The organism is Mucilaginibacter sp. (assembly GCF_025359345.1).
GTDB lineage: Bacteria > Bacteroidota > Bacteroidia > Sphingobacteriales > Sphingobacteriaceae > Mucilaginibacter.
Genome location: NZ_JANYGQ010000033.1, coordinates 80,977 through 107,264, shown reverse-complemented (window position 1 = coordinate 107,264; position 26,288 = coordinate 80,977). Strand labels below are relative to the sequence as shown.

Here is a 26,288-nt window from a genome sequence, read left to right as displayed (position 1 = left end):
AATTTTAACCAATCAAAAATTAAAGCTTAACACTTACACCGGCGTTTACCACGCGCTGAATTGGATATGGATTATAGTTTAACGGGTTGCCGAAATAAACTTCCGGATCGAGGCCTTTAAAGCCCGATAGCGTTGCCAGGTTCTCGCCGTTCACAAACACTCTTATGCTCGATAGTCTTAATTTTTTGCTAACCAGGTATGGCAGTGTATAACCCAGCTCGGCGTTCTTTAACCTCAGGTAATTTCCCGAGTGGATATAGAATGATGAAGGGGCCGTGTTATTGGAGTTACCTAATGACAGCCTTGGCAGTAATGCGGTATTGGCTGTTTCCGGTGTCCACCTCGAGTTTAACCCCTCGTAGCCCTGGCCTGTAAATGGCGCTCCAAATAGCCCTAATCCCGCAAACCCGTTGTATTCGTTATCATTGATGCTGATCTGGCGGTTGGTTACCCCTTGTATTATTGCGGTTAAGCTAAAGCCTTTGTAATTAAACCCTACAGTGGTTCCAAAAAATATAAGCGGTTTGGTACCTGCAATAGGCGACATATCAAACTGGTCAATCACACCATCGCTATTAAGGTCTTTATATTTAATATCACCCGGTTTTGCGGTATAGGCAACAGTTGTTGGGCCTGCGTTTGCTTCCTGTTGTGTCTGGAAAAACCCAAGTGCTGTGTACCCGAACAGGGTACCAACCGGCTGGCCTGTTCGTTTAACCCAGGGATAAGGCAATGACTCCTCGTCGGCAAATAACACTTTCGACGATTGGATGGACATGTTGCCGGAAATAAAGTAATTGAAGTTATTAACGTGGTTTGAATAGGTTACCGACAGTTCAAAACCTTTGTACAGGTTGATCCCCAGGTTTTCAGCCGGATAGTTTGTGCCAAGTAACGCAATGCTGTTTCCGCGGGACTGCAGCAAATCATAGTATTTATCATGATAATAGTCAGCAGTTACTTTGAGTCGGTCTTTAAACATCGAGATATCCGCGCCTATGTTGAATTTGCGTGCGTTTTCCCAGCTGATGTTAGGATTAGCCAAAGGGTCGGCCTGGTAGCCCATCCCTATGCTGCGGTCGGTACCCTGGGGGTATTGGCCGTAAGTTCCACTATAGGTTTGTGTATAGCCGAAATAACCGTAGTTATCAATGTTGCCGTTGCCCGTTTTACCATAAGTAGCGCGCCATTTCCATGAATCTATCCAGCTGAAATTGTTTCTTATAAAATCTTCCTTGCCCATTTGCCAGCCTATTCCGCCAGCATAAAACCAGCCGTACTGGTGGCCGGGCGGGTAACGGTTGTACCCGCTGTTGTTAACCGCACCTTCTATAAAGTATTTTTCATCATAATTATACCCGGCTTTAAATGCGCGGTTGGTAAGTGATGTACCAAGGTCGTAGGTTAATGATGCCTGCCTTATATCGGCCATTAATAAAGCGGTCACATTATTTTTACCGAAACTGCGTTCGTAACTAAGTGCACCCTGCCCGTATGAATACCGGGTACTGGTAACCGTGTGAAACTCATTACTTTCGGGTATTGTGGTACCAACTGCAGCATAACTGCTGTCTTTCGGCGTGTATATGTATGCCTGGTTTTCCAGGTTACGGGTTACAGCCGTTTGCGATTCGATGGATAAGTTACCTTTTGCTTTAAATGCGAGACCTTTCACAAAGCTGCCCAGGTCGTAATTTAAATCAAGATTGGCCAGTACATCATGACTATTGGTTTGAATGTATCCCGAATATTCGGTTTGCGAAAGCAGGTTGTTGGTGTAAAATGCGGTTCCGCCAAATGTGCCGTTCGGGTTATAAACGGGGTAGGCATTATTAGGCGTACTGTAAATGCTGTTTAAAATATTGGCATATCCGCCGCCTGGCTCCGTTCCATTTTGAATACGGCCAAACAATTGCAAATCAACTTTAAACTTTTTGGTCACATCAACACTCAGGTTTGAGTTGATGATATAGCGGCTCAAATCATTATTGGTATTGTAGGGTATTGAGTTTGCTGTTTGAAAAATACCGCCCTGGTCGAACGAGTTTAACGATACCGTGTAGCGTGCAGTTTCGGTACCGCCGTTTATGTTAAGGCGATAGCTTGTCATTGGCGAATATTCCTTCAGCAAGGTCTTAGACCAGTTAACATCCGGGTGGCCAAAAGGGTCGGAGTGGTCACGATAAGCAGCAAAATCAGCAGGCGAATAAATAGTCGGCTTACCGTCATTCTGTAAAGCCTCGTTATACAAATAAGCGTATTGGTAAGCCGGTAGCGGGGTTGGTAAACCCAGGGACTGCTGAACACCTGTTTGGGCGGTAAACGAAATACGCGGTGCCCCCACTTTGCCCTTTTTTGTAGTTACCAGCAAAATACCGTTCGAACTGTTGATACCGAGCAAAATATTTGACAATGCATCTTTCAATACCGAAACCGACTCGATACTTTCTGGATCGATAGAAGAGATCTCGCGCTGAACGCCGTCTATAACTGTTATTACGTTCTGTCCCCTGCTTTTAAGCGTTATTTCGTTGTTATCATTCGGCTGAATGTTGTGCGAATTAACGACGTTAGTGAAGAGGCCACTTACAGTTTGGTTACTTGTTTGTGCCGATGTAAAGCCACTTGTCTGTTGCGTGTATAAGCCCGGCAATTGCCCAGGCAATGCATATACATATAACGATGCAGGCGTTGTAGTAAGCTGGTTTGTATAAATTGTTGACACAGCGCCAAGCGAATTCGCCTGTTTAACGGTTACGTATAAGATATCTGTTGTTTGGGGCGATTGCAGGTAGGTATCAAGCAAACGAACAGTTAGCTCGCCGTCGTCTTTTACCTTCACTTCGCCAACATTGTGATAAGGGTAAGTAAAAACAAGTGTGCTGCCTGTTGCCGCTTTTATTTCAAAGTATCCCTTAGCATCTGTAATTACTGTTAAGGTGCCATGTTTTACACTAACCTTTGCTCCACTCAGCGGGCGGGCATCCTGGTCTATAACTTTACCGGTTACCATACCAGGAGTTTTTACCACCGCATGTGCGGTAGTATCCTGCGCAAGGGCAGCGCTGGTTTGCACCAGAAAGAGCATCAGTATGATGAATCCTGTAAAGCATTTTTTTGAGTAGCAATAAGCCATAGTTTCAGTTTTAAATGGTTGGCGAAAAATTGAAAACATATTTTAGTACCTGCATAACACCCCTGTCCTTACATTAAAAAGGGTTGAATTTTATAATTAAAGGACGTGTGCAATGCCTGCAATGCAATAGTTTACCTCTTCATGGTTTATATTATTTGCACTTAAATGTATATACGAACGGCGCCGTTGTGTTTCCGTAACCTACCTTGGTACTCCCCGATGCGTCCGTTATGTAATAGGTCATATTTGTAAGCGTTTGGGCGTCCGACAATCCAAAAAATTGATGGGGCCACAACGTTATTTTGTACCGGTTACTGCCTGCCGCCGTTTGTGTCAGTTTGGTTTTGGCAGTTTGTTCGCAAACCGTTATAGATTTCCCGTCGGATGTATTGCCGGTAGCGCACAGGTACACTGCGGCAGCATTATTTAGCGGTGTAGTTGCCACGTTGCCGTCGTAGGTAATGGTAAAAAAGTCGTTATCCAGTGTTTTTGGCGGGTCGTAACTTGAAAGCTGCGGATTACAGAAATCCACAACATCGCCGGGGCCTCCGGTAAGCTGAAAACAGCTGGTAACCGTTTCTGCGTAATACTCATATTTTTCACCACCATCCAAAAATCCGTCCGGATCGTGCAAGCCATCATACGATTCGGCAATCACATAACCGAGTTTACAAAGTGTGTTATTCCCGTCGGCACCCACTTTCACGCTGATTGTTAGATCGGCCGTAATGGCTTCCCCGTTGCTCAACGGAAAACCAACGTCCGACTGGTAAACAACCCATTCCATATCGTCGATGAGATTACCGCCAATCCCAAATTTCTTTTTCATCGCGGCAGGCCAGTTAAGGCCATTACCCTGCGGTTCAAGCGTGGTACCTGGCATCAATACCAGGTTTCCGTTACCTGCCGAACTGGTGTAACTAATTTTAGTATTGTGGGCTGCGTCCCAGCCTTTTGGCACCAAAAAGCCAAAAACAAAATTCTCTGTACGGCTGGCAAAAATGTTCGAAAACTTGAAATGAACCTTAAAGTCAACATTTGAACCTACCACTGCCGTGTCGGGCTGCACCACAGAAAAATTCTGGATACTACAGCAAGTAATCACAATGCCCATTACGAACATAGCGCACACATACCAAAAACCGCGGCCTTTTATCTTTATTTGTAAAAATGATCTCATCGTTTAATTGGCTTTTTTAAAAGTGTACACATAAGTATTGTTAGGGCATCCGGGGCTAAAGGTTAAGGTTAGCTGCCTTACGCCATTTACTATAGGATAGGTAAATGCAGTGGCAACTGCCGGGCTGCCCGTAGCAGTAAAACTAATTTTGAACGGGTATTGCGGGTCGTCAAGAGAGTAGGCGCCATCCTTGCTAACCAGAAAGGGCAACCTATTGACCAATGTATACTTGCCATCCTTAAAGCTCAGCTTGAATTGTGAAAAATCTATCAGGCTCATTAGGTCTGTACCGTTACGTGTTGCCGAGATCACTACCCAATCGCCCGAGATATCTTTTACCGACTCCTTTGCCGGCGTAAGGTGTTCAACTTTGCACGAGGCAAAAGCCATGGCTGCAAAAAATAGCAGCAGCCACTTAGTTTTTGTTTGCTTATAAAGCTGTTTCATCTATAAAAGAATTAAATCCTGTTGTCAATTGTTAATAGCCCGGGTTTTGTACCAGTTCGGTTGATTTTGCCAATTCGCTTTGTGGTATAGGCCACATGTACATTGCCTTTCTGAAATTGTGCTTGCGTACATTAAACCGTTTGTAGGCTACGGTTGTATTTGTCCGGGTAATTTCCATCCCTGTCATCTCCTGGTTCTCGGCCTGGTCGGCAATCATCCAGCGGCGTACATCCCAAAAGCGGTGCCCCTCAAAAGCAAGCTCTATCTGCCGCTCATTCTGGATCACTTTGCGCATTTCATCTTTGCTCAAACCAGTGGGCAATTGGTACGGATTAAGCCCGGCGCGTTCCCTTATTTTTTCGACAGCTGAATAAACATTTGGCGTAGGCCCGGTTGCTTCGTTTTGCGCTTCGGCATAGTTTAACAAAATCTCGGCATAACGGATCAATGGCAAACACCTGCTGGTGTTATGCGTTAAATCTGTTGATACGGCATTGGTATCCAGCATTTTGTTAGTATAGTACCCAGTTGGTGTACCAGCGTATACCGCATCGCTGCCGGCAGGCACGCCATTATAAGTGCCCAGGTAAATATTTACCGGCCCATAGCCTGTACCCAGCCTGATAGCCAGTTTTGTTTGGTCATGAATGATGGAGTAGTCCAATCGCGGATCACGATTAGCATAAGGATTATTCGGATCGTAGCCCGATGTTGGATCGGTAATCGATTTGCCGTTAGCCATCGGGAATGCGTCCACAATTTCCTGGTAAGGAAATGCACCACCGCCACCCGACCGTGAAGGCGGATCCCAAACCTGCTCAAGGTCATCGTTGCCCGTTGGACGCATTAATTGAAAAATATATTCTGAGTTATACCGCTGGGCGAACAGCGTTTGAAAACCCTTGCCAGGTTTGCCGTCCTGCGTATAAAGACTGTAGGAATTTGCTCCTATCAGTGCAGCGGCTGCATCGGCTGCTTTCTGCCATCGGGAAGGGTCGGCAGATGGATAGCCGACTACCGATGCCAGCGATCCTGTTGTCAATGTAGTACCATTAAACAAGGGGCTTGCGGCGTATAGTAAAACCCTCGAAATTAAAGCCAGGCAGCTGCCTCTCGATGCACGCCCATAATTTAGTCCTGTTTGCGCAGAAGGTAACGCTTGTTCAGCAGCATTACATTCCGAAACGATATAGTCTACACAATCAGAAAAATTCGCGCGTTTTACCGGGATATGATCGGTGTAAGTGTAAAGCGTGTCGCCAACTAGTGGCACACCGCCGTAATGCTCCAATAAAATAAAATAGTACCAGGCCCTTAAAAAACGCGCTTCAGATATCATTTGCGATTTCCTGAATGCAGTTACCGGCACTGTCTTAATATTTTTCAGCAGCTGATTAACGGCCCTGATATTACTGTAGCATGTACTGAAAGCATCGTCGCTTACAATACCTGCGTTAATGGTTCCCGTTGCCCAATCTGTTGCTATAGAGATATTGGTATTACCTATTTCCGATTCGTCAGATGCCGCGTCGAGGCCACCGTTTCCGAAACGCATAACATTTACACTAAACCCTATCTGGCTATAAATATTTGCCAGGAAGTATTCCGTATTGGCACTGTCTTTAAAAACAGTTCCCTCCGTTAGGTTCGAAGTTGTGGTTGGAGCCAGGAACCCTCCCTTTTTGCACGACTCCGCGCTTAACAGCACAGCAACGGGGAGAATTAAAGCAATGACCTGAAAGTAAATTTTCCGCATACTAATTGGTTTGTATATGATAAATTTTAAAATCCTCTTTTGATAAGAAAACATCGTATTTTTTGAAATTTACAAAATCGTTTTAGCAAAAAATTACAAATCGTTTTAGCAAACTCAAATAATCTTAATATTTTCTTATTGTCAAGATTCCTTTTTATTAAAAATTATAACTGGTTTATTTTGTCAGATGTAGAATCTGGTACTAAATTAACATATAAAAACGATTTAGCAAATTTTTTTTGAAATAAATATTACTTTTTTTATGGTTATTATTTGCTGATAACCAGGCTCTTTACGCAGCGTTAGTTGTTCCGGCCAACCATCGCAAATTCCGCTATCATTATGTCAAAAAATTCGACTGTTAACTCCCTGGTTATTTGCCTTTCTTGTTAAAGAAATCACTAAAAAAAAGCACCTGGTAATTGATGGAATTTGCCCAGTACTCCCAGGAATGCCCGCCTGGCCTTACCGTATAATCATGCGGAATTTTTCGTAACAGTAATTCCTGGTGCAGGGCCTGGTTAACAGGGTATAAAAAATCGTCGTAGCCGCAGTCAAAAGTTATGTCCAGCGAATTCGGTTTTATTAAATATACCATGTTAATCACCGTGTTTTTCTCCCACCTGTCGGGGTGTTCGCTGTATTTTCCTAGTACCTGCTCAATACCAAAGGCATCCGACAATGGTCTGATATCCACCGCCCCGCTCATGCTACCTACCGCGCCGAAAGTATCCAAGTGTTTAAATGCCAGGTAAAAAGCGCCATGGCCGCCCATGCTCAGGCCGGTTATAGCCCTACCGGCCCTGTTTTGGATAGTAGCGTAATGTTTATCAACCCAATTTACCAGTTCAACGCCTACATAAGTTTCAAATTGCCATTCCTTGCTCATCGGGCTGTCGAAATACCAGCCGGCAAAAGCGCCATCAGGGCATACAATCAGCATGTTATATTGATCGGATAACCCTTTTATAGCGGGCACCTTCAAAATCCAGTCTGAATACGCACCACTGAAACCATGCAGCAGGTATAATACCGGCAACTTTTTGCCAGCCGAATAATGGTCCGGTTTTATAACTACGGCTTTGATATCCTTATTCATTGCAGCGCTATGGGTTAAAACCGTATCGACAGTTGCAGCACTAACGTTAGCGCAGGCAATGGCGATAAAAATTAAGGGGATTAATAAAAATTTCTTCCTGATGTTCATAGTCTCAAAAAATGCTGTTCTTATTTAGTCGCTGCTATTGTTATCCGGTGCACCTGGGGCTTATTGATGGTGTACATTTCATCAATAATTAAATTCATCTCCTTTTGCCAGGTGTCTCTCACGCTTTTGTAACGGGCACGGGTATAATTGTCTTTATTGCCATTTACGAAAATGTCTTTAACAGCATATTTGCTTATGGTATCCATCGCTGCGTTGTTATCTTTATAAAGCATGTTTTTCCCTTTCAGAAAATCATACTCCATCCAGATGTACATCCGTAACCGCCTTTCAATTTCCCAGCGCTCCTCATTCAACTCCCTTATTTGTGTGGCTTGCTGGTATTGGGGTGTTTTGGTAATTTCGGCCATATTTATGCCGGCGTCAAACTTATCGGCGCCAAAAGTGCCCATTTGCTCACCGTCAATCAGCAAATCATAATTGCCGGCTTTCAATCCTTTAACAGTCAATAGCTCCTGGTTAAATTCTTTTGTAAACGGGACCAATTTCAGCGCATCCGATTGTTTTTTGTGATTGCCCCAGCCACGCGAAACGGTATCAACCGGGTAGGGTAAAGAATTAGCCAGGTAGCTGAACGAGATTGAATCGCCGGTTGCAACAACGTTCGAAATTTTGCAGTTAATGGCCTTGTTTATCTTTTTTGTATTTGCATTTATAGCAACATCGGCTACAACTTTATTGTCGAGGCCCTGCGCTTTTAAAAACAGGTAAGCCATTACCAGGTGCCCGTCGTTATCAGGGTGAACACGGTCGTTTGGGGTAAGACTAAAGGTAGTATCTTTTGCTTGTTCGCGCAGGTTGATATCTGTCATCGGGTGATAGTAATCAACAATACCCCAGTTATTTTTTTTGGCGGCAGCCTGCTGAAAATCAATTACTTTGTTAAACAGCGCTGTTTTTTTAGGATAGATATTTTTGGTGGTGAATTTGGTTGTTTCGTCGTAAGGCGAGCCAAGAATAAACACTTTCTTTATTTCAGGGCGTTGTTTCAGTTTATCTTCAAGCAATCCATAAGTTTTATAGCTGTCTGCAATGCGTTTATCCATAAAATCCTGTGCATCCGGGCGGTACCATTCAAAATAGCCGGTATCGTTCATGCCCCAGGTTAATGTTAAAACAGTTGGATTTCTTGAAAATACATCGTCATCAAACCGGGCAGCTATCTGACCGATGGCATCTCCTCCTATCCCAACATTGTAGCAGGTTATGCGCATGTTAGGAAAATGGGTCATGTAATACAGCCAGATGTTCGAATGGTAATGGCCGCCGTCGGTTATGCTGTTGCCCACAAATGCCACGCGGTCGCCGGCTTTAAAAGGGGCCACGGACTGAGCATAAATTCGCAAATAAAAGCTTAAACTGATCAATAACAGGGTTGATATTCTTTTCATTTTTAATGTTGATTCTTAATTAATTCCCCAGGATTTGTTAGGCTCATTGCCCATGGTAAGCTCGAGCACGCCACCGGAGGCTATATTTTTATAATCGAGGTGACATTTACTGTAAGGCTGCCCGTTTAGCTTTGCGCTCTGGATGTAAATATTTTTAGCTGAATTGTTTTTGGCGATGATGGTAAAGGTTTTGCCCTTATCGTATTTAGGGTCAAGCCTAAAGGTGATTTTATCAAATACAGGGCTGGTTATTTCCTGCCGGGTATCGCCGGGGCAAACCGGGTGTATGCCCGATGCTGCCAAAACATACCAGGCCGACATCTGGCCAACGTCCTCGTTACCAACCAACCCTTCAACCGAATTCTTATAAGCCCGCCTGCAGATCTCGCGGCTCCATTTTTGGGTTAACCATGGGGCGCCTAAGCGGTTGTATAAAAATGGGATATGGTGCACCGGCTCATTGGCGTGGTTGTAGTCGCCACCGGTAATGGTATTTGGGCTTAACTGCACCATACCATAAGGTGTAGTAGCGCCAGGAAAAGTTTTGCCCAAACCATGATAGACGCCGGCATCGGCGGCGCTTGTGCTGGCACCGATAAATGGGTTTACATAGGTTGCGGGGCCAGAAACTTTGTAATTAGCGGCGTGCGAATTACGCTGTGCAAATGTTGCGGCACAGCAGCAGGTAAATGCCAAAATAAAGGCGATGCTTTTATAGCGCATAACAGGTTTAATAGTTAGAAATTGTAAAGGCCAATTGGTTTATCGGTTATAATTATCGTCCAAATTATATAAAAAAAACGATTTAGCAAATTTTAGTAAACTTATTTGAAATAATTCTAATCATAATTGGCTAAATTGATTTAGCCAATAAAATCAAAAAAATCGATTTAGTAAATAAAATTATGCTGATGCTATATATATTTTACATATAAAGAATATAGCTGCATTATCCTTAGCATTGATGGCATGCGGGTTGTGAGGTGAAGGGCTGCAACCTGTAAGATGCGGTCTAAAGCGGGTTATTTTACAAGTTGCATCCCTTTACCTGCAACCAGCAGTTCCTGCGTAATTGTGCAGGTATAAGCTTTGATCTCCTCCTGGAAGCCGGTTACAGAGGCGCCGGAGCGGATCTCCTCCAGCCTCTTTTCCCAGTTACCGGTCAGTTCCGCCTGTGCGATGCGGTAGTCCTTCACAACGTTGTAAACGGCAAGGCCGGTTGGGGTAGGTACCAGGTTCTTTTTTTCGCGCACGATGTAGTCGCGTTTAATCAGTGTTTCAATGATGGCGGCCCGGGTCGCTGGAGTGCCCAAACCGCTATCTTTCATAGCATAGCGCAATTCCTCGTCATCAATTTCCTTGCCGGCTGTTTCAAGCGCCTTTAACAGGCTGGCCTCATTATACAAAGGACGGGGTTTGGTTTGTTTTTCCAACAGGGTTTTTTCCACAATGGGTAAGTCTTCGCCTTGTTTTACTTTTGGCAGGGAGGCGTTTTCCTCATCCTTTTTTTCGTCATCCGGTTCGTTAAACACAGCGCGCCAGCCGGCCGTACTAATTACCGTGCCGCTGGCAATAAATTTATGACCGGACTCTACCACAATTTTGGTGATTTCTTTGATGCAATCCTGGTGAAAGGCTTCGAGCATGCGACCGGCTACCAGGTCATAGATCGCTTGTTGATCATTTGAAAGTTGACGGGGCTCCTCACCTGTGGTCAGGATGGCGTGGTGGTCAGTTACTTTTTTGGCATTTACACTACGTTTACTAAGTTTGGCGCCCGTAAGTACAGCTGCTTGTTTACCCAGCTCCGGGTGCCCGCTTAGTTTTTCTATCAGTTGGGGTACAGTTGCAAATACATCATCGCCAATGTAGCGGCTGCCCGTTCTTGGGTAAGTAACCAGCTTGCTCTCATACAGGTTCTGTAAAAGTGTCAGCGTCTGGTCGGCTGTGAAACCTTTCTTTTTGTTAGCTTCCTGCTGCAGGCTGCTCAGGTCGTGCAGTAATGGTGGCGGTTCTTTTCGCGGTTTGGCCTCTACATTTAAAATATTGCCGGTTTCTTTTACCTGGTCAACAATCAGTTGTGCGGCGTCCTTCGTTTTATATTTCTCTTCGGTTATTGCACGGAAAACCTGCCCATCTTTATCCAGCATGATACTGACCTGGTAAAACGGCTCGGGGACAAAGTTTTTGTTTTCGTTATAGCGGGAGCAGATCATGGCCAGCGTAGGCGTTTGGACCCTGCCTAATGACAGAACAGATCGCGAGCCAGCGGATAAACTAAGCGCCTGTGTGGCGTTCATCCCAACCAGCCAATCCGATTGCGAACGGCAATGCGCAGAATTAAAAAGCGTATCGTAGTCGGAACCGGGTTTTAGGTTGCGGAAGCCTTCTTTGATAGCCTCATCAGTTTGGGAAGAAATCCACAGCCGCTTGAAAGGCTTCTTGCACTTCAGGTAATAATAAATATAACGAAATATCAATTCTCCCTCCCTCCCGGCATCCGTCGCCACGATGATTTCAGTTGCCTCGTCAAACAAAGATTTGATGATATCGAGCTGTTTCCTGACGCCGGGATCTTCGATCATGCCGTCCTTGGATTTTACTTTGCGAATCGCCAGTTTAAATTTTTGCGGGAGCATAGGCAGGTTCTGTACATTCCAGCCATAAAAACCATACTCCTGTGGCGCTGCCAATTGAAGCAGGTGACCGAACGCCCAGGTAAAGGTATAGCCCTTGCCTTCAATATAGCCATCTTTCTTCGTCGTTGCCCCGAACACTTTGGCAATCTCGCGCCCCACAGATGGCTTTTCAGCAATGATCACTTTCATACCTGCCGAAAGTAGCTAATTTGGACTGACCTGACCAAACTGTAATTTTCAACAATCCACAGGTTGATGTCCAAATAAATTATTAACCCACAAAAATCAAGCGGATTATTGCGAACTACCAGTCGGGGTAAAAAACCAAACGTTTAATGAATATTTATTACAAATAAAAAAAGCAAATACTTTCAAATGGCAAATAATTAATGTTAATTTGACATATATAACCAATTACATTCGCTAAATGTCAATCGCAGTAGCAAATTGTACAACAATAAAATAAGTTACAGTTCAGTTACCCCGGCGTTTTGTTGTGGTAAATGCATTTATATTCACTGATGATAGCAACTACTACCCTTAAAAAAATCAGTCCTGCATTAGCACTGCTAATGTTCTGCAGCATTTTAGTAAAAGGCCAGCAAAGCGCTATTTCGGTAAATATCGATCTGTCAAAAACTTACCAGCGGATTGACAATTTTGGCGCATCGGATGCCTGGTCATGTCAATTCATTGGCAAATGGCCCGATGAAAAAAAAGAAAAGATCGCCGACCTTTTGTTTAGTAGTGACACACTTGCAGATGGCTCGCCCCGGGGGATTGCGTTATCGTTGTGGCGATTCAATATTGGTGCGGGCAGTACAGCTCAGGCCGAAAAAAGCGGCATCAAAGACGAATGGCGGCGGGCTGAATCATTTTTAAATGCCGACGGTACATATAACTGGCAAAGCCAGGCCGGGCAAATGTGGTTCTTGTCGGCAGCAAAAAAGCGCGGCGTCAATCAGTTCCTTGGCTTTGTAAATAGTCCACCGGTAAACTTCACTGTTAATAGTAAGGCCTTTGCAACCGCCGGTAAATCAAACATTGCCGCTGAAAAGTACGGTGCTTTTGCTGATTATCTTTCCGCTGTCGAAATAGGCATTAAAAAACAAACGGGTATCAACCTGGATTATATAAGCCCTGTGAATGAACCACAATGGGACTGGAGCGATGGCGGCCAGGAGGGATGTCCCTATTCCAACAGCGAAATTGGCGGCCTTTTGAGGGCAATTGATACAAGTTTTTATAAAAACCATGTACCATCAAAAATTATAATGGCCGAAGCCGGCAGCCTGGCTTACCTCTTACCCGCGAGCGATAAACCAAGCAAGGGCAACCAGATTGATGACTTTTTTAAGCAGGGTTCTGTTAATTATATCGGAGATTTAAAACATCTGAAAAGAGTCATTGCAGCGCACAGTTATTTTACTACATCGCCCGACTCAACGGCAAGGAAATTGCGCCGGTCGCTTGGTGATCAATTGACTAAATACCAAGGATTATCGTTTTGGCAATCGGAATATTGCATACTTGGTGATAATGGAGGTGAAATTAACGGCAGCAAACGTTCCCTGGGTATCGATGCAGCCTTATACCTCGCCAGGGTAATTCACACTGACCTATGTGTAGCCAACGCTTCGGCATGGCAATGGTGGACAGCCGTTTCGCGATACGATTATAAAGACGGGCTTATTTACGTGGATAACAATAAAACCGATGGTAATTATTATGACAGTAAAATGCTTTGGGCTATGGGCAACTACAGCAGGTTCATCAGGCCGGGTGCTGTAAGAGTTGATACACAGGTAAGCGGCGATCAGCGTTTACAAAGCCCGTTATTAATTTCCGCCTTTAAAAAGGGGAATCAACTGGCGGTTGTCGTTATCAATAACAGCACAGAAAATGTACCGCTCAATATAATTGCAGGCAATGCTAAAATTTCTAAAGTCAAGGTGTTTACAACGTCGTCAGCAGCAAATCTCCAGGCGGGTACTGCTGATAACACAACAGTAGCGATCCAACCCCGGTCGGTAACCACTATAACGGCCACTATTAATTAAGCTATGCAATTAACCAATAAATATAGTAAACCCTCAATTTTACAGCTAACCATTTCAAAACCCTTTAAATATACCACCGATGACCATTAAAAAAGCACTAATGCTATCGTTTATCCTGCTCTGGCATATTAGCCTCAATGCTCAAAAAATAACTCATTCCTTTGCTTTGAGCGATTCGTCTTTTATGCTTGATGGTAAACCTTTCCAGATGATTTCGGGCGAAATACACTATCCCCGCGTACCCCGCGAGGCCTGGCGTGCACGTATGAAGATGGCAAAGGCGATGGGGCTTAACACCATAGGTACATACGTTTTTTGGAACCTGCACGAACCGCAAAAGGGTAAATTTGATTTTAGCGGGAATAATAACGTAGCTGAGTTTGTTAAAATAGCAAAGGAAGAAGGATTGTGGGTGATACTACGACCCAGCCCATATGTGTGCGCCGAATGGGAGTTTGGAGGGTATCCGTATTGGCTGCAAAATGAAAAAGGATTGATAGTGCGAAGCAAGGAGGAAAAATACCTTAAAGAATATGAAACCTATATTAAACAGATAGGCAAGCAACTGGCGCCGTTACAAGTCAACCACGGAGGGAATATATTAATGGTGCAAATTGAGAACGAATATGGCTCGTACGGTAACGATAAAGAATACCTGGCCATTAACCAGCGGCTATTTAAAGAAGCCGGCTTTGATGGACTGCTTTATACTTGCGACCCAACGGACGCAATAGCAGATGGACATTTACCGGGCTTGCTTCCGGCGATTAACGGTATTGATAACCCCGTGAAAGTAAAAAAGTTGATCAGCGAAAATCATAGCGGCAAAGGCCCTTTTTATATTGCTGAATGGTATCCTGCCTGGTTTGACTGGTGGGGTACTGTGCATCATACTGTACCTGCTGAAAATTATACCGCCAGGTTAGAGGGCGCTTTATCAGCAGGGATTTCTATTAACATGTATATGTTTCACGGCGGCACCACCCGGGGCTTCATGAACGGCGCTAATTACGATGACAAGCACCCTTACGAGCCACAGATAAGCAGTTACGATTATGACGCACCGTTGGACGAAGCGGGAAATGCCACAAAAAAGTTCATGTTGTTCAGGCAGGTTATCGCCAAACATTTACCAGCGGGGCAAATCCTGCCGCCCGTGCCTGCAGCGAAGCCAACCATACCTATTGATAATATTCAGTTAAAAGAATCGGCCGGAATCCTGGATATTTTGCCAAAACCTGTTCTTAACAAAACCCCTTTAACTTTTGAGGACTTGAAGCAGGACTATGGTTTTGTACTATACCACACTACCATAACTGGCGGCAAAACAGGCGTGCTTAAACTCAATGAATTACGCGACTATGCAGTGATAATGATAAACGGCAAAAATGTTGGGGTGCTTGACCGCAGGCATAAACAGGACAGCATTAAACTTACTTTACCGGCGGGCAGGGTTAAGTTAGATATCCTGGTTGAAAATTTAGGCAGGGTAAATTTTGGTCCATATCTGCTAAAGAATAAAAAAGGCATAACAGAAAGCGTGAAGTTTAATGGGGTTGAAGTTTATAACTGGGCAATGTATAGTTTACCGTTTAACCGTGTCGGCAATATTGTTTACAGTAATAAAAAAGCAATACATACACCGATAGTACGCAAAGGCGAATTTAATCTTTCAAAAGTAGCTGACAGCTATTTAAATATGGAATCGTGGGGCAAAGGAGTAGTTTGGGTAAATGGCCACAATTTGGGTAGATACTGGTCGGTAGGACCACAACATACGCTTTATTTGCCGGCCGAATGGCTAAAAAAAGGAAAGAATGACATTGTTGTATTTGAAATGTTAAGCAGTGAAGTAAACCGCCTAAACGGTAGTAAAACACCAATATTAAACAAGCTACAATAAAGAGGATAACGTATTATTAAATAGCGGGTTGTGATTGTTAACAACATTATATTAAGTCGATGTTCCGCTTTCCGTCACCAATAAGCTTTTCAGTATAACCAAAATAAATTTCGCGGTTGGTTTAGGTTATTATGACTGATTTAGTTTCAGCATTGCGTTTGCGATAGGCTGATGGCGAAATGCCCATCAGGCGGGTAAACATGCGTGAGAAATAATACTGATCATCAATGCCCACGCAACACGCGAGTTCTTTGATGGCCATAGTGGTAAATACAAGGTACTGACAAGCTTTTTGTATTTTAAGGTGATTGAAATATTCAATTGGGGAATGCCCCGTTTTTTTTTGAACAGCGATGAAAAATGTGTAACCGAAAGACTGGAAAAATCTGCCATTTGCTTGAGCGAGATGGTTTGTTGGATTTTATCCTGCATCAGTTTGATCGCGGTATCAACCATGTCGGTTTTGACCGTTTTTTTAATGCGGTTGAATTTGTCCTCATAGATCACGGAAGACAGAAAATGATAAAATATCATATTTACATAACGCAGCGTATCATCGCCGTAACCGTTCTCCAGGTTATAATAGATGTCGTCAAAAAGCCCGATGCGGTCTTCGTTGAAAGTTAACTGTGGCCTGTAATTGTCTGAGTTTTTGACGATCAGGTTGGCAATAAATGCCGAGCTTTCTCCCTTAAAATGTGCCCAGTAAATCGACCAGGGATTTTGTTCGTCAGCCCCATATCGATGAGGCGTATGGGCGGGAATAGCGATAAACTGCGAGGGCGAAATGCGGATGCGTTTCTTGTTGATCTCGATCCATCCATAGCCTTCGATGCAATAAATAATAATGTGCTGGCTTATTCCGTGTGCCCTTTCCGCATAATGAAACATGGCTTTCGGATAAAAACCAATATCGGTAATGTATATCTGTCTCGTTACCGGATCCTTGACGAGAAACTCGGACACAATTTTTTTGGGGATGACGATCAGGCGCTGCCCGTCAAATCCCTCTCTTTTTCTCGGTGATTTTTCCTTTGACATTAATTTACCCTGAATTCATTTGTAGAAGTGTATAAAAATCCATCATTTTCACAATATTAGTCATTCCAACTCGCTGATAATCATATTAGGTTTGTTATCATAAACCAATTATAGTATTTATTTAGCCGGGAAATGATTTAATTAACAATATTTTTTTTCGAAAAACAAATATTGTGTAGTTCCTGAAAAATAGCCATTAAATCTTAACAGGAGTTTTATTGTCCATCCTGCCACTAAAATAAAAATAGCATAAATTAGTATAATATATGGACGTAAAAGCCTGGATAGAACAAGTCAGTATTCCTACTTACGGAACCGGAAAACCTGAAAAGAATCCGATGTTCCTCGAGAAAAGAGTGTATCAGGGCAGCAGCGGTGTAGTTTATCCTCACCCTGTAATTGAAAAGATAGAAGATGAAAAGCATGACCGGGCATATACCGCTGTGTTTTTAGAAAATGAATACCTGAAAATAATGATACTGCCCGAACTTGGCGGCAGGATACAGCGGGCTTATGACAAAGTAAAAAACCGCGACTTTGTGTATTATAACCAGGTGATAAAGCCTGCGTTGGTGGGCCTCGCCGGTCCCTGGATATCCGGCGGTATTGAATTTAACTGGCCGCAGCACCACCGCCCCAGCACCTTTTCGCCGGTTGACTTTAAAATTCAGGAAAACGCTGATGGCAGTAAAACAGTCTGGGTTAACGAACTGGAAGTAATGTTTCGCACAAAAGGGATGGCAGGTTTTACGTTATATCCGGGCAAAGCTTACCTTGAAATTAGCGGCAAACTTTTTAACCCTACCCCTTTCCCGCAAACTTTTTTGTGGTGGGCAAACCCGGCTGTGAAGGTGAACGATGATTATCAATCGGTATTCCCGCCCGATGTTTACGCGGTTTTTGATCATGGTAAACGCGATGTCTCCGACTTCCCTATAGCAACCGGTACTTATTATAAAGTTGATTATGCACCGGGTACCGATATTTCCCGGTATAAGAACATCCCCGTGCCAACTTCATACATGGCCATACAATCTAAATACGATTTCATAGGATGTTATGAGCATGATACGCAGGGAGGCATGTTGCACGTGGCCGATCATCATGTATCGCCCGGGAAAAAGCAATGGACCTGGGGGAATGGCGATTTCGGTTTCGCATGGGATCGTAACCTTACCGATGAGGACGGACCCTATATTGAACTGATGACCGGCGTATTCACCGATAATCAGCCCGATTTTTCCTTGCTGCAGCCTAACGAGGGGAAAACATTCGAACAATACTTTATGCCTTACTCGCAGATAGGCCTTGTAAAAAACGCTACAAAAGAGGCCATGATCAGTGCGGAAAAGGTTGGCAGTAGTTATTTCGTAAAAGTTTATGCCACGGCCGTATATGAGCATGCACTAATTAAGGTATTACACAACGGAGAGGAGCTAAAGGGCTTTACGGCAACCATATCCCCCGAGTCGGTATTTGAGACAGTTTTTGATATCCAGCCTGACCTTGACGAAACCGAACTACAAATCGCGGTTACAGATAATAAAGGCCTTACACTGGTAAGCTATCAACCCGAAAAAAATACAGACCAGGATATCCCGGAGGCCGCAGTAGCCGCAAAACAACCGGCGGAAATTGAACAAGTTGAAGACCTGTTTTTAAATGGATTGCACCTGGAGCAATACAGGCATGCCACCTATAACCCGCTGGATTATTATGAGGAAGCATTGCGGAGAAGCCCCGGAGACATCCGTTGTAACAATGCCGTAGGTTTATTATTACTAAAACGGGGCCAGTTTGCAAAGGCTGAACCTTATTTCAGAACAGCCATCAGAACCATCATCAAAAGAAACCCCAATCCTTATGATGGTGAACCTTACTTTAACCTGGGATTGAGCCTCAAGCTACAAGGAAAACCCGATGCGGCTTTTGATGCATTTTATAAAGCGGCGTGGAACGATGCCATGCAACACAGCGCCTACCTGGAGCTGGCGCGGATAGCAACTGCACAAGGAAAATTTGACTATGCCCTTTCCCTGGTTCAAAAATCATTGATACGCAATTATCACAGTTCGCCTGCACGTTGTTTAAAAGCGTCGTTATTGCGTTTGAATGGTAGGTTCAGCGAAGCATTGATTTTTATCAATGAATCATTAATTATAGACCCGTTCAACTATGGTTGCTTGTTTGAAGAATATTTGCTTGCAGGTGAACAGGAAGACAGCGCCACAAAATTGAAGAACACAGCAGGCCTGATGCGCGGCGAGCCTAACAATTACCTGGAACTTTCATTGGGCTACGCCCAGGCAGGTTTGTTTAGCGAGGCGCTGCAGGTTTTGGAGGGGTACGAGCAAAATTACCCGGTAACAAGCCCGATGGTGTTTTATTATAAATGCTGGTTCGCTGCAAAAACTGGCGATGTAGAATCAGCAAAGCGGTATGCGGCACAGGCTGCGGCAAAAATCGATGGTATTTGTTTCCCGAATAAAGTAGAAGAAATATTGATCCTGCAAAATGTGGCTACCATCAATCCTGCTGACGCAAGGGCGTACTATTACCTTGGGAATCTTTGGTATGATAAACGCCAGTACTGCGAAGCAATTCATTGCTGGGAAAAATCGGTAGCTTTAGATAAGTCGTTCCCAACGGCGCACCGCAACCTCTCCCTGGCTTACTACAATAAGTTAAACCAAAAAGAAAGGTCGCTTGCCGAAATGGAACAGGCATTTGAGCTGGATACTACCGATGCACGCGTACTGATGGAGCTTGATCAATTGTACAAAATCAGCGGCAGGACTTTTGAAGAACGGCTTGAACTACTTGACAAATACCCGGAACTTGTAAACGAACGTGATGATCTTTACCTTGAGCGGATTGTGTTGTTAAACAACCTACGCCAATATAACTCCGCCCGGGAACTACTGGCCGAGCGCAAATTCCATCCCTGGGAAGGCGGCGAAGGCAAGGTTGTTGGGCAATTTATACTTTGTTATATAGAACTGGCTAAGGAAGCTATCAATAACGGCCACTATGAACAGGCGATAACACTTTTAACGGCCCTGGAAAAATACCCGGAAAACCTGGGCGAAGGCAAGCTTTACAATACGCCGGAAAATGATATTAATTACCTGTTGGGGCTAGCCTATGAGGGCCTCCGGCTTGAGGTTGTAGCTGCAGCCCGGTTTAAAGCCGCAACGACCGGCAATAGCGAACCGGTACAGGCAATATATTATAACGACCCTCAGCCGGATAAGATATTGTACCAGGCACTTACCTGGCAAAAATTGGGTGACCATCAAAAAGCCATGGACATATTTCAGCGCTTTATCAACTTCGGGATACAGCACATGAACGATGAGATACGTATTGATTATTTTGCTGTTTCGTTGCCGGATATGCTGGTATTTGATATTGATATCAACCGCAGGAACTATATCTTTTGCCACTACCTGGTAGGCTTGGGTAAAATGGGGATTGGCGAAATTGAAGAGGGCAGGGCATGCCTTGAAGAGGTTTTAAATATGGACATTAACCACCAGGGGGCTGCGGTCCATTTGAGAATGACAGATTTTTTTCATCAAATAAACAAGGCTGATGTTAGATAGCAATAAAGCACAGCTGCAGGTGTTGAGTGAGCCTTGCGGGTTTAGCGATGGCGAACCGCTGTACCTGGTTACGATAAGGAATGACGATACTATTGTAGAACTAACGAACCTGGGGGCCTCTATAACCGCAATATTTACAGCCGACCGCAACGGTGTCCACCGCAACATCGTAGCCGGATATGAGGATATCAGCCGGTACCGGGATAATCCGCATTACTTCGGCTGCATTTTGGGGCGGTATGCCGGCCGTATAGCAGGGGCAAAATTTGAATTGGATGGCGAGGTCATTTCCCTTTCAGGAAACGACGGGGTAAATCACCTGCACGGTGGTATTGATGGACTCAATAAAAAAGTGTGGAAGATCAAATCGTTCATCAGGGAAGATAATGAAGCAGGGGTCCTTATGGAATATTTGAGTCCGGACGGAGATGAAGGATACCCCGGAAATTTATGGGTGACTGTCAAGTATATTTTGGACAAGGATAATAAATTAAAGATTATTTATGATGCTGTGACAGACAAAAGTACCCCGGTAAATCTGTCTAACCATTCCTATTTTAATCTTAGCGGATTTGTGTCGGGCGATGTGTTGAAACATACATTGCAGATAAATGCCAGTGCCTATACAGAAAATGATGAACATAGTTTACCGACGGGCAGAATTATACCAGTTGATGGAACCCCGGTCAATTTTTTAAGCCCTAAAGAGATCGGAACTGACATTATGGGCATAACGGCATCGGACGGCTATAACCACAACTTTGTTTTAAACGATTACTCTCCGGGCAAAGTGAAACTGGCGGCCACGCTTTCAGATGCGGCCTCGGGAAGGGTATTAAACGTTTATACCGACCGGCCGGGGTTACAGGTGTATACCGCCAACGATTGGACTGGCGATATTATAGGGCCGCAGGGCTTGGCTTATCACAAACACGCCGCCGTAGCTTTGGAAACACAGTTTTTTCCCGATTCGCCAAACCATCCCGGATTTCCTGACACTATTTTGAGGCCCGGCCAACGTTTAATCAGTGAAACTATTTATGAATTCTCTGTTTGCAAATAACAATTACCAACAATTTAAGTTTAAAAAATGCAGCAATCAAATACTAAGAACCGGTACATTTTAGGCATCTCCTTTATCTCGGCATTGGGCGGCTATTTATTCGGATTTGATTTTGCCGTGATATCAGGCGCTTTACCGTTTTTGCAAAAGCAATTTATTTTCGATGCCTACTGGGAAGGATTCGCCACCGGCATCTTAGCCATCGGGGCAATAGCAGGTTGTATACTCGCCGGACAGGTAGCAGATAAATATGGTCGGCGGCCGGGCCTCATGCTCGCGGCAGCGTTATTTGCTGTTTCGTCGCTTGCTATGGCAATTGCGCCAAACCGCGACCTTTTCCTGGTAGCAAGGTTTGCTGCAGGCGCCGGCGTTGGCATGGCGTCTATGTTATCGCCCATGTATATTTCCGAAATAGCTCCCGCAGCTATAAGGGGACGGCTGGTGGCGATGAACCAACTTACCATTGTTTTGGGTATCCTCATTACCAACCTGGTCAATTATGCATTGCGGAACAATGGGGCCGATGCGTGGCGCCTTATGTTTGGCCTTGGTGTGATACCATCGGGATTGTTTTTAATAGGGGCATACTTTTTACCGGAGAGCCCGCGGTGGCTTATTCGTAATAACAAAGAGCAGGCCGCTGAAATAATCCTGCGTAAAATGGGAGATAGCACATACGTCGCTGAATCCTTCTCGATGATCAAAAAATCAATGAACGGCACTGCCAGGATTAATTATACTGCAGTATTTAAGCGTGCAGTTTTACCCGCGCTGTTAACCGGGATCGGCCTCGCAGTATTTCAGCAATTTTGCGGTATAAATACCGTATTTAACTATGCGCCGAAAATATTTGAAAGCATCGGTGCGTCAAAAGACGATCAGCTTCTGCAAACCGTTTTCATTGGCGCTGTAAACCTGGTATTTACAATTCTGGCTATGGCCCTGGTTGATAAACTGGGCCGGAAGCCGCTGATGCTGATAGGGGCCGGTGGCCTATGCCTGTTATATGTACTTATTGTTCATGCATTGCAGTCGGGATCAGGCATGTTGTCGGGATTGCTTTTAGCGGCGATCGGAACATACGCCATGACTTTAGCACCGGTGATATGGGTGCTTATCTCAGAAATTTTTCCGGTAGGCGTGCGTGCTGCCGCTATTACTGTAGCGGTAGTAAGTCTTTGGCTTGCATATTTCATATTGGTGTTCACTTTCCCTGTTTTGTTTGAACATTTGAAGGAGTACACCTTTTACATCTACGCGGGAATATGCGCAGCCGGGTTTTTATTTACTTTATTGCGGATAAAAGAAACGAAGGGGAAAAACCTGGAGGAGGTGGAGCAAGCAGTCTCAATGCATTAATTGCTAAAATACACATCAGTCACTAAAGTAAAAATGAGCAGAGCGTCCAGTAGAGGTGCCGAACTCATGAATCCCCCTTTATTTGATGTTGGCTCAGTTTTTCAGAAATCATGGCTATTTGAGAGAATATCGAAACGTTTTTTTACTGCTTAGGAAAATCACGGTGCTATCATGGCTTTCGCATCGATCCTTATCTAAGAAGCCGCTCTGCTTTCGCAAAGCGGCTTCTTAGCCTGTGAAGGAATATGTTCCAGCCGTTTTTCTCCTATTTAATACTTATAACATAACTAAACTTCTGCGATGAGGACATCGGCGTGCATGTTGCAAGCGGCCTCGGTCCACACGAATTGGAGCCGACACCCAGCGTGCGGGCATCCACACATAAAACTGTTGCCTGGCTTTGCGGCAGGTCAATACGGTACTCCACTTTCTCCATCTCTTCATCACTATAAGGCAACGCTGAAACCTGCAGAAGGGCTGTGTCCTTTTTAATTGTCAATGATGAACCTGTTGTGGTGCTTACCCGCGCCCAGCGTATATCTTCGTGGTTACCGGCCTCCATCGGCTTTTCATATGGTGTTAATTGTTGCTTAACTGTACTTTTATACAGGCCCACATCAAAACCTTGTTTACGATCGATGTAATTTTCCATCGGTCCTCTGCCGAAATAATCAAACTGGTCATAGCCTTTGTTCAACATAAATCTTACGCCAACCCTTGCCAGTGGAACGGCTTCGTCACTGAACGACAGGTCGTTGCTTGCCTTTATGGTTCCATCTCCGTTTATTTGGTAATTAACTTTATGTTTTATAGAAAAGCCACTCCTCCCCTTGCCTTCCAGTTCGGCGCTGATTTCTACATTATCATCACCTTTTTGTTTGTATGATACCTTTGCTACCGTCCATGTTAATTTCTTAAGGCCGTATTTATTCCATAAGTCATCAGCCCACATATCATCGTTACGGTGCGGCGCGCGCCACAAATGCAGCATCGGCCCGCCCTGGTTTGTGAGCATATTATTGCCATGGCTTTTAATTTCGGTAAAAGTGCCTTTGGTCTTGCTGAAAACCAGGCTGTAATCCTTTGCAGCTATAAAAATGTTTTTGTCATCATCCGATGCATTAACCGGCTCTTTTCTATTGCCCGAGCTTTCGACCGCAACTGCGTTGGCAGCAGGCAAGGCAAGTTGCTGCGATGCTATTTCGTATCCTTTTTTTGCCCAAAGCTCATCCTTAGTTGTGGTGAATGCAACCCTTAAAAAGTATTCTGCACCGGGTTTCGGTGTAAACTGGTTTGGAATTTTAACATCTTCCGATTTGCCCGGTGCAATATGCCCCAGCGGTAAAACTCCATTGCTTATTTCCACGCCGTTTTCGGTAAGGCTCCAGTTGGCGGCGAAATCGTCGAGGCTGATAAACTGGTAGCGGTTATGGATATTTATAACTCCTTTTGCCAGGTCGACCGGGACAACGCTGATCCATTGATAAGCGTGCTTTAATTCCGGGAAATGCGGCTTTGGGGTACGGTCGGAAAACACCACGCCCTTATGGATAAAATAATGATCGTTGGGCGTTTCGCCAAAACCGCCGCCAAATGCAATGATCGGGTGCTTAGGGTCAAACTTATTGTAGATGCCCTGGTCCTGCCACTCCCATATACAGCCACCCAATAAATTGGGATATTTATCAAACAGGTCGTTATAGTCGGCCACGCTGCCCATCGAATTAAACATGGCATGTGCATACTCGCACAGGTAAAATGGTTTAGTCAGTTTAGGATCGGTGGCGTATTTTTCAACGTTTCCAAGGCCTGTATACATTTCGCTGTCCATGTCGGCGGGGTTTTCATCGCCGATGCCGAATCCCTGGTAGTGAGTTGGCCGTCCCGGGTCAATGTTTTTAATAATATTTAATGCTGCCCTGAAATTCGAGCCGCCGCTGCCGCATTCATTTCCAAGCGACCATATAATTACTGAGCTGTGGTTCTTAAAATTCTCCACGTTGGCCACATTCCGGTCTATTATTGCGGCTTTTATCCTTGGGTCTTCGTTAAATTCGTCCCAGGCGCCGTGGCACTCCAAGTTTGCCTCTGCAACCAGGTAAATGCCATATTCGTCGCACAGCTCGTACCATCTCGGGTCATCAGAGTAATGGCAGGTTCGTACATGGTTGCAATTTGCCTGCTTTATAAGCACAATGTCCTTCATCATCTGGTCTTCTGTAATGGCATGCCCCACATCAGGCCAGTTTTCATGCCTGTTAACGCCTTTCAGTTTCACCGGCACACCGTTTACCAGGAACAACCTCCCCTTTATTTCTATTTTACGAAAACCGGTACGGGTCGATAAGGTCTCCAGCGTTTGATCTTTGTCTTTTATGGAAATAACGGTGGTATAAAGTGCAGGGGTTTCAGCGGTCCATTTACGCGGATGCGCCACCGGAATGCGCACCGTTAAGGCAATTTCCTCTCCCGGCTTCAAAGCGGGAATTTTTGCCATCGCTTTGGCGTTATCCACCAGCTTAGCGCCATCATACAAATCCACAACCAGGTTGCGTGGTTTTGTAGATGTAGTGCCGAAATTTTTTACTTTACCCGTAACTTCAACCGTTGCATTATCATAGCCGGCGTCAAAATCTGTCTTAACAAAAAAATCGCGAATATGCTGCTGTGGCGAGCTCCATAGTGTTACGTTTCTGAATATTCCGCTTAATCGCCACATGTCCTGGTCTTCAAGGTAGGTGCCGGTGGTAAAACGGTACACTTCAACAGCAATCATGTTGTTGCCGGGCTTCACAAAATTGGTAATATCAAAATCGGCGGCATTGCGGCTATTTACGCTGTAGCCCACTTTTTTACCGTTAACCCAAACAAAAAAACCGGCGTCAACGCCATCAAAGGTTACAAAAATGCGGCGCCCATGCCAGTTGGCAGGCACCACAAAATTACGCCTGTAGCTACCTACCGGATTTCTTTCTTTGTAAGCAGTAAAGCTAACCGGCGGCGTAGTCATTACATGCGGGAAATCCTTTTGGAAAATGTAGTTGTAATTACTGTAGTATGGCGTACCGTAGCCTTCAATCTGCCAGTTCGAGGGCACTTTTATTTCGGCCCATTTATCAACCTTGTAGTTTGTTTTGTAAAAATTAACCGGGCGCTGTTGCGGCCAGCCAACCCAATTAAACTTCCATTGGCCATTAAGCGTCTTGGCATACGTTGATGCATGGCGGTTTGCCTTTAAGGCTTCGGCTAAATTGGCATAAGGCATTAAAGTAGCATGGGCCGGCTGTTTATTTATGCCGATGCATTCAGGGTCTTCTATTTCCTTAGGGATAAATGCGGTGTCGTTTTTTGACAACCAGCTAGCCGATTTCATTTGGGCCGGGCTTATTTTATAGCAAAGTGCAAAAAATAAGATCAGCGCATGCTTTGTAATTTGTTTTTTAAACATGACTTTATTTTGTTTTCATTGATGGTGTGCAATAT

Annotated in this window: 15 protein-coding genes and 1 pseudogene; 5 read left to right on the top strand and 11 right to left on the bottom strand. The window is 44.5% G+C overall.

Going from position 1 to position 26,288, the window contains the following annotated elements:
* Positions 1-19: 19 nt before the first annotated feature.
* The 8 genes from Q0R52_RS22930 to Q0R52_RS22895 all read right to left on the bottom strand — a co-directional run bounded on the left by Q0R52_RS22930 (position 20) and on the right by Q0R52_RS22895 (position 11,963).
* A complete protein-coding gene (locus Q0R52_RS22930; RefSeq protein ID WP_295799068.1) occupies positions 20-3,136 on the bottom strand; it encodes a SusC/RagA family TonB-linked outer membrane protein in 3,117 nt (1,038 codons plus the stop codon).
* Positions 3,137-3,287: 151 nt separating this feature from the next.
* Positions 3,288-4,316 (bottom strand): DUF4961 domain-containing protein, encoded by a 1,029-nt coding sequence (locus tag Q0R52_RS22925; RefSeq protein WP_295799066.1) that lies wholly within the window; start codon positions 4,314-4,316, stop codon positions 3,288-3,290.
* A gap of 3 nt (positions 4,317-4,319) precedes the next feature.
* Entirely contained in the window at positions 4,320-4,763 is a 444-nt protein-coding gene (locus Q0R52_RS22920) for a DUF5004 domain-containing protein (protein ID WP_295799064.1), read from the bottom strand.
* Between the two features lie 31 nt (positions 4,764-4,794).
* Positions 4,795-6,519, bottom strand: coding sequence for a RagB/SusD family nutrient uptake outer membrane protein (locus tag Q0R52_RS22915; protein WP_295799061.1), 1,725 nt, complete (start codon positions 6,517-6,519; stop codon positions 4,795-4,797).
* 373 nt (positions 6,520-6,892) lie between these two features.
* Positions 6,893-7,618, bottom strand: a complete 726-nt coding sequence (locus Q0R52_RS22910; protein WP_295799059.1) for an alpha/beta hydrolase family protein — start codon at positions 7,616-7,618, stop codon at positions 6,893-6,895.
* A gap of 128 nt (positions 7,619-7,746) precedes the next feature.
* Positions 7,747-9,135, bottom strand: coding sequence for an SGNH/GDSL hydrolase family protein (locus tag Q0R52_RS22905; RefSeq protein ID WP_295799057.1), 1,389 nt, complete (start codon positions 9,133-9,135; stop codon positions 7,747-7,749).
* 15 nt (positions 9,136-9,150) lie between these two features.
* A complete protein-coding gene (locus Q0R52_RS22900) occupies positions 9,151-9,858 on the bottom strand; it encodes a glycoside hydrolase domain-containing protein (protein WP_295799055.1) in 708 nt (235 codons plus the stop codon).
* Between the two features lie 299 nt (positions 9,859-10,157).
* The gene (locus Q0R52_RS22895; protein WP_295799053.1) at positions 10,158-11,963 is read right to left on the bottom strand and encodes a DNA topoisomerase 3; all 1,806 of its coding nucleotides are present in this window, start codon (positions 11,961-11,963) and stop codon (positions 10,158-10,160) included.
* Positions 11,964-12,295: 332 nt separating this feature from the next.
* On the opposite strand from Q0R52_RS22895, the gene Q0R52_RS22890 reads away from it, so the two are divergent.
* The gene (locus Q0R52_RS22890) at positions 12,296-13,834 is read left to right on the top strand and encodes a glycoside hydrolase family 30 protein (RefSeq protein ID WP_295799050.1); all 1,539 of its coding nucleotides are present in this window, start codon (positions 12,296-12,298) and stop codon (positions 13,832-13,834) included.
* 79 nt (positions 13,835-13,913) lie between these two features.
* Complete coding sequence (locus tag Q0R52_RS22885; RefSeq protein WP_295799048.1) at positions 13,914-15,737, top strand: beta-galactosidase family protein; 1,824 nt, start codon at positions 13,914-13,916, stop codon at positions 15,735-15,737.
* A 121-nt stretch (positions 15,738-15,858) separates the two neighbouring features.
* Here Q0R52_RS22885 and Q0R52_RS29395 read toward each other — a convergent pair whose 3' ends face one another.
* Positions 15,859-16,035 (bottom strand): helix-turn-helix domain-containing protein, encoded by a 177-nt coding sequence (locus Q0R52_RS29395; RefSeq protein ID WP_366520941.1) that lies wholly within the window; start codon positions 16,033-16,035, stop codon positions 15,859-15,861.
* A 395-nt stretch (positions 16,036-16,430) separates the two neighbouring features.
* Positions 16,431-16,628, bottom strand: a pseudogene (locus Q0R52_RS29390) (AraC family ligand binding domain-containing protein); the annotation flags it as partial.
* A 416-nt stretch (positions 16,629-17,044) separates the two neighbouring features.
* On the opposite strand from Q0R52_RS29390, the gene Q0R52_RS22875 reads away from it, so the two are divergent.
* The 3 genes from Q0R52_RS22875 to Q0R52_RS22865 are packed head-to-tail and all read left to right on the top strand — an operon-like array spanning position 17,045 to position 22,805.
* Complete coding sequence (locus Q0R52_RS22875; protein ID WP_295799045.1) at positions 17,045-20,383, top strand: DUF5107 domain-containing protein; 3,339 nt, start codon at positions 17,045-17,047, stop codon at positions 20,381-20,383.
* Positions 20,373-21,446 carry an aldose epimerase family protein gene (locus Q0R52_RS22870; RefSeq protein ID WP_295799042.1) on the top strand — a complete coding sequence of 358 codons (1,074 nt, stop codon included), beginning with the start codon at positions 20,373-20,375 and terminating at the stop codon, positions 21,444-21,446. Before Q0R52_RS22875 ends, Q0R52_RS22870 begins: the two co-directional genes overlap by 11 nt.
* A 27-nt stretch (positions 21,447-21,473) precedes the next feature.
* A complete protein-coding gene (locus Q0R52_RS22865; protein WP_295799040.1) occupies positions 21,474-22,805 on the top strand; it encodes a sugar porter family MFS transporter in 1,332 nt (443 codons plus the stop codon).
* 265 nt (positions 22,806-23,070) lie between these two features.
* On the opposite strand, the gene Q0R52_RS22860 is transcribed toward Q0R52_RS22865, so the two are convergent.
* Positions 23,071-26,253 carry a glycoside hydrolase family 2 TIM barrel-domain containing protein gene (locus tag Q0R52_RS22860; RefSeq protein WP_295799038.1) on the bottom strand — a complete coding sequence of 1,061 codons (3,183 nt, stop codon included), beginning with the start codon at positions 26,251-26,253 and terminating at the stop codon, positions 23,071-23,073.
* Positions 26,254-26,288 lie beyond the last annotated feature (35 nt).

What these genes read in the sequence shown, in the direction of transcription:
- Q0R52_RS22900 (WP_295799055.1), bottom strand. Translation starts at nt 9,858, where the DNA reads ATGCGCTATAAAAGCATCGCCTTTATTTTGGCATTTACCTGCTGCTGT.
- Q0R52_RS22870 (WP_295799042.1), top strand. Translation starts at nt 20,373, where the DNA reads ATGTTAGATAGCAATAAAGCACAGCTGCAGGTGTTGAGTGAGCCTTGC.
- Q0R52_RS22925 (WP_295799066.1), bottom strand. Translation starts at nt 4,316, where the DNA reads ATGAGATCATTTTTACAAATAAAGATAAAAGGCCGCGGTTTTTGGTAT.
- Q0R52_RS22890 (WP_295799050.1), top strand. Translation starts at nt 12,296, where the DNA reads ATGATAGCAACTACTACCCTTAAAAAAATCAGTCCTGCATTAGCACTG.
- Q0R52_RS22905 (WP_295799057.1), bottom strand. Translation starts at nt 9,135, where the DNA reads ATGAAAAGAATATCAACCCTGTTATTGATCAGTTTAAGCTTTTATTTG.
- Q0R52_RS22920 (WP_295799064.1), bottom strand. Translation starts at nt 4,763, where the DNA reads ATGAAACAGCTTTATAAGCAAACAAAAACTAAGTGGCTGCTGCTATTT.
- Q0R52_RS22875 (WP_295799045.1), top strand. Translation starts at nt 17,045, where the DNA reads ATGGACGTAAAAGCCTGGATAGAACAAGTCAGTATTCCTACTTACGGA.
- Q0R52_RS22860 (WP_295799038.1), bottom strand. Translation starts at nt 26,253, where the DNA reads ATGTTTAAAAAACAAATTACAAAGCATGCGCTGATCTTATTTTTTGCA.
- Q0R52_RS22865 (WP_295799040.1), top strand. Translation starts at nt 21,474, where the DNA reads ATGCAGCAATCAAATACTAAGAACCGGTACATTTTAGGCATCTCCTTT.
- Q0R52_RS22930 (WP_295799068.1), bottom strand. Translation starts at nt 3,136, where the DNA reads ATGGCTTATTGCTACTCAAAAAAATGCTTTACAGGATTCATCATACTG.
- Q0R52_RS22910 (WP_295799059.1), bottom strand. Translation starts at nt 7,618, where the DNA reads ATGAATAAGGATATCAAAGCCGTAGTTATAAAACCGGACCATTATTCG.
- Q0R52_RS22915 (WP_295799061.1), bottom strand. Translation starts at nt 6,519, where the DNA reads ATGCGGAAAATTTACTTTCAGGTCATTGCTTTAATTCTCCCCGTTGCT.
- Q0R52_RS22885 (WP_295799048.1), top strand. Translation starts at nt 13,914, where the DNA reads ATGACCATTAAAAAAGCACTAATGCTATCGTTTATCCTGCTCTGGCAT.
- Q0R52_RS22895 (WP_295799053.1), bottom strand. Translation starts at nt 11,963, where the DNA reads ATGAAAGTGATCATTGCTGAAAAGCCATCTGTGGGGCGCGAGATTGCC.